The 4,269-nt window shown below is 69.0% G+C and carries 2 protein-coding genes; one reads left to right on the top strand and one right to left on the bottom strand.

Going from position 1 to position 4,269, the window contains the following annotated elements:
- Nucleotides 1–2,694 (bottom strand): M16 family metallopeptidase (locus VF662_RS10665; protein WP_464140875.1); only part of this gene is annotated, 2,694 nt, incomplete at its 3' end.
- A 123-nt stretch (nt 2,695–2,817) separates the two neighbouring features.
- Here VF662_RS10665 and VF662_RS10660 point away from each other — a divergent pair.
- A complete protein-coding gene (locus tag VF662_RS10660; protein WP_464140873.1) occupies nt 2,818–3,579 on the top strand; it encodes an ImuA family protein in 762 nt (253 codons plus the stop codon).
- Nucleotides 3,580–4,269 lie beyond the last annotated feature (690 nt).

The raw sequence follows: 4,269 nt of genomic DNA, 5'->3' as shown, positions 1-4,269 counted from the left end.
GCGGGTACGCTCCATCCGCTCCGGCTCGCGCGACCAGCCCTCCATCTCAGACAGCCAGTAAGCGTTGGTCTTGAGGCGACGCTCGATGCCGCTAACGATCGGGTTCTGCGCCCGCGCGAACTCGTCAGCCGCGGCGGGCTTCGCCGCCAGATCGGCGACGATCTCACGAGCGATCCGGAAGAAGACCGGAGCGCTTTCCGGCCGAAGCTCCGAGGCGGCGTAGAAGATGCCCCATTCCGGAAGCTCGTCCGACGTGACGGAATTGGCCGAAGGCGAATAGCTCGCCCCCTCCTCCTCGCGCAGCCGGTCGAACAGGCGGACCCGGAACATGTTGGCGGCGAGGCTCAGCGCCCGACGCTCGCGCCGACGCTCGGTCCCGCCGAACGTGTTCCAGCCGATCGCCGCATAGGCCTGGTTCTTGTCGCCATTGTGAGTGAAGGTCTTCGGAGTCGGGTTCGGAGCCGGAGGGCGCACGTCGCGCGCTCCGGGGGCGATCCGCGCCGGCGCCCGATCGGGAAGCGCACCGATGCTGCTCGCGACCGCCGCGATCGCGGTCTCGACCTCGACGTCGCCGACGATGATCGCTTCGATTGGCCCGTTGGCAAGCAGGGGCGTGAAGAAACGCTGGAAATCGGCGGGCGTTGTTGCAGCGATCTCCGCTTTCTCCGGAGCCGACCAACGCTTGTCGCCGCTCCGGGTGAAGGCGCCGAATTCGCGACCCGCACGGGACGATGCCGAGGCGAAGCTCAGATCGTAGCTTTCGAGCGACCCTGCCTTGGAGCGGGCGAAAAGCTGCTCGTCCCACCGCGGATAGGCCAGCTTGGTGGCGAGGAGGCGAAGCTGGTCGGCCAGGTCGGTGCCGTTGGTCCGCCCGCCAAGCACGAACGCATCGTCGGACGCTGCAAAGCCGATCGAGATGCGCCGGCCGGTAAGCAGCCGCTCCATCGCGTCCAGGTCGAGATCGGCGACGCCCGAAGGTCCGACGAGGCCGCTCAGCCAGGCGAGCGAAGGCTGGGTGGGGGAGAGGCCGGTCAGCCCCTCGCCGAAGCGGAGCTGGACCTGCACCGACCCCTTCTCATAGTCCGTCTTCTTGAAGACGAGGCTGGAGCCGTTGGCGAAGCGGACGATGTCGACCCCGAAATCCTCGATCCGCTGGCGCGACACCACCTTGCCCGGGGTCCCGAGCTTCGGAAGCGTGTCGAAGCTCACGGCCCGGTCGGCACGCCGCACCGCCGGCGCCGCCTTTTCCGCCGAAACGAGGGCCTGGTTCACGGCCGGGAGCGTAACCGGCTGCGGGCTCAGCAGCACGAGCCGGGGGCCGGCGCCGCTGAACAATTCCCGGGTCGCGGCCGCAACCGCCGCCGGCGTCATCTGGGGCGAGAATTCCTCCAGCAGCGCAAGCGAGGTGGCGGAGCTCGCGACGATGCTGTTGCCGTCGATCGCGGTGACGAGCTGCTGCGCCCATTGCGGCGAGCGCACCGTCGGCTCGCCCTGGACGGCGGATTGGCCGGAGCTTCGCATATTCTGGAGCTCGCGCGCGATCTCGGCCTGGCTCGGCGGCGCCCGGAGCGCATCGGCGATGATCGCGAAGGTCTCGGCCATCGCCTCCTGCCACTTGCCCTCGCGGGCGGTGATCGAAAGCTGGGTCATGTCGGCGACGTTGGTGGAGCGGGTCTCGTTGACGCCTGCCCCCACATAGGACGCGCCGGTGCGCGCCTTCGCCTCCAGGCGGCGGTTGACGATCCGCTCGGCGAGCGAGCGGGCAAGGTCCAGCCGCTCGCGCGCCCTGGTGTTCGGAAGCCGGCGATAGGGCCTCAGCCACATCAGGTTCGCTGCATAAGGCGCGCCCGGATAGGTGACCGCGGCCGCGCGTTCGTTGAGGCGGCGGATGGAGCCGTAATCGGGCTCCTTCGGCGCTGGGCCGGTGCCCTTCCAGTCGCCGAAACGCTTGGCGATCAATTGCTCCATCAGCTTCGGATCGGCATCGCCCACCATGATCACGGTGGCCCGCTCCGGCCGGTACCAGCGCTCGTAAAAGGCACGAAGGCGCTCGGCATTGGCCGCCTGCAGCGTCGCTTCGGTGCCGATGGTCAGCCGGTCGGCGTAGCGGAGGCCGGCGTAGAAGAGCGGCCAGCTCGTCTCCTGCATCCGGAAGGCGAGCTCCGGTATCCGGCCGCGCTCGGCGAGCACGATCTTCTTCTCGGCCTCGACGGCAGCCGGATCGAACAGCGAGGTATCCACCATCTCGGAGAGCACATGCAGGCTCTGGTCGAGATTGGCGGCATCGTTCTTGGGAAGATCGAGCTGGTAGACGGTCTGGGTGGGCGTGGTGCTTGCATTGGTGTCGCTGCCGAAGCTCGCGCCCAATTGCTGCCAGATATGCCGCGCCTCGCGGTCGCCGAAGCTCTTGGAGCCGCGGAAAGCCATATGTTCGACGAGGTGTGCCCAGCCGCGCTCATTCTCCTCCTCGTTCATCGATCCGGTATCGATGCGAACCCGGATCGAGACCTGTCCGGCCGGAAGGGCGTTTCGCCGCACCGCATAGCGGACGCCGTTCGGGAGCGAGCCGAACGTCCACGCCGGATCGCGGGGTATGTCGCTTCCGCGATAGAGCCAGTCGGGATCGCCCGCTGCCCATGCGGGCGCGGCGACAAATACGAGGAGGGCGAGGAAGCAGCTGCGAAGGAAGGTCATGGATGCCCTAGCTAGTGAGGCGGAGCCGCTTTGGGAACGGCCCCTCGATCCTTCTTCGGACCCAGGTTGACTCTGGATGAATGACAGGAACATAAAGTGAACATATGAGTCTGTGGAGTCGCCATGCCTGTCCTGTCGCCATCGCGAAGCGAACGCCTCGCCGCTCTCCGGGCGGAGGTGCGGGCGATCGAATCGGCCGGCGCGGCAGGCGTTCGCGAGTGCCTGCCTTTCGAGGTGGATGCAATCGATGCGCGGCTTGCGGGCGGTGGGCTCGCGACCGCGGCATTGCACGAGATCACCGGCGCCAGGCCCGAACCGGGGGACGATGCCGCGGCGACGCTTTTCATCGCCGGAATCGCCGCCCGGCTGGAGGGGCCTGTGCTCTGGGCGCTGTCGCGGCGGGACCTGTTCGCGCCCGGCCTTGCACTTGCCGGGCTCGGCCCGAGCCGAATCCTCTACGCCGAATGCGGGCGCGACGAAGACGTGCTTGCAGTGATGGAGGAAGGGCTTCGGCATGGCGGGCTCGGAGCGGTGGTGGGCGAGGTCGGCCGCGTCGCAATGGCCTCGACGCGCCGGCTCCAGCTTGCCGCCGAGGAAGGCGGCACGACCGCTTTGATGCTGAAGCGCTGGCGCCGGAACGGCGAGGATCCCCTGCTCGTTCCATCGGCCGCGGTGACGCGCTGGCGGATCGCCTGCGTTCCGTCCGGAGCGCTGGCCGTGCCCGGCATCGGCCGCCCCCGCTGGCGCCTCGAACTCGCCCGCCAGCGCGGCGGCGAACCCTTTCAACTGGTCATGGAGGGTCCCGATCATGAGGGTCGCCTCGCTCTACCTGCCGAACCTTCCAACCGATCGGATCAGACGGATCGAAAGCGGCTCGCGGCGTGAAAGATCCTCCCCCGGATTACCGGGGGAGGGGGACCACCCGGAGGGTGGTGGAGGGGCGCGAGCGGAGCGAGCCTTGAAAGCTTGGCCCTCCGACGGCGGCTCCGCCGCCGCCCCTCCACCGCTCTTCGAGCGGTCCCCCTCCCCTGCAAAAGCAGGGGAGGATCTGCGGGGCGCCCGAATCGAGGATTGCTCCTGCCCCCGCGGCGGCGGCTGGAGGCCGGGCGCAAGCTGGGCCCGCCGCGAGGAGCTGCAGGCGGAGATAGAAGCGCTCCCGGCCCACCAGCGTCCGCGGATCCAGGAGATGGGGCGGCGCAGCGAACCGGCGGAAATGCCATTTAAGAGGCGATCCTCCCCGGCACGGGGAGGGGGACCGCCGCCGAAGGCGGGGGTGGAGGGGGCCTCGTGCCAGGTTGAGGGCCCCCTCCACCAGCCTTCGGCCTCCTCCTCCCGGCATGCCCCCGGCATGCCATTCGGGTCGGCTCCCCCTCCCCGTTGCGGGGAGGATTTATTTCCCCTCGTCACCACCCACCGGGTCGGCAACCGGATGGAGATCGCCGCCGCCTGCCCCGCCGCTCTCGCGCTCGGGCTCGTTCCCGGAATGGCCGTCACCCAGGCGCGGGTGCTGGTGCCGGGGCTCGATCTTCGCGATGCCGAGCCGGAAAGGGACCATGTCCTCCTCACCCGCCTCGG

This window comes from Allosphingosinicella sp. (assembly GCF_036387215.1).
Taxonomy (GTDB): domain Bacteria; phylum Pseudomonadota; class Alphaproteobacteria; order Sphingomonadales; family Sphingomonadaceae; genus Allosphingosinicella.
This window is presented reverse-complemented; position numbering and strand designations above follow the sequence as displayed.